Consider the following 544-nt stretch of genomic DNA (forward strand, 5'->3'; position numbering starts at 1 on the left):
GGCTCATACGGCTCTTCTAACCTAACCTCCAGCGTGCTATGCTAGTTTAATGTCTTTTTGATTGCATTAGATGCCAATGAGCAAAAAGTCTTCCAAAGCGTGGACTAGATTTTAACTCTTCGATCAGCTTATAGGTTTTAGTTTTCTTGCCCTTATAGTTTTTCCTTTTCCTCATAATCCATTTGACTAATCGTCCGTCAAGGACGTGCCATATGTCTTCAAGTTCTGATGGATAGAATTTACTATAATAGTTAATAATGCCTCTGATATAGGGATTAATTACTCTCGCAACATTATCCAGCCCTTTTGGTAGTAGTGCTTGCCAATTAAAAGCCTTGATTCTTTGCTTGATTGCATTTTTCTTTTGATCGCTGACAGCAGGCAAGAACCCTGTAAATACTTGATTAGTTCTTGAATTTATTGCTCTTCTACGTCTAAAAGTAAACCCCAAAAAGTCAAATTTGTTGTATTTTGCGTGCTTATTTGTTCTCGCATCACAATTTACTATTTTTGTCTTCTCAGGGTGCAGCTCTAACTTACAATT

The 544-nt window shown here is 36.8% G+C and carries 1 protein-coding gene; it reads right to left on the reverse strand.

Annotation, left to right across the window (positions count from 1 at the left end; genetic code table 11):
• Positions 1 to 46: 46 nt before the first annotated feature.
• A partial coding sequence (locus tag ACFFIT_RS13235) for a group II intron maturase-specific domain-containing protein (protein WP_385878402.1) occupies positions 47 to 544 on the reverse strand: 498 nt, incomplete at its 5' end.

Origin of the sequence: Thorsellia kenyensis (assembly GCF_042432445.1) — a bacterium.
Classification (GTDB): Bacteria; Pseudomonadota; Gammaproteobacteria; order Enterobacterales; family Thorselliaceae; genus Thorsellia; species Thorsellia kenyensis.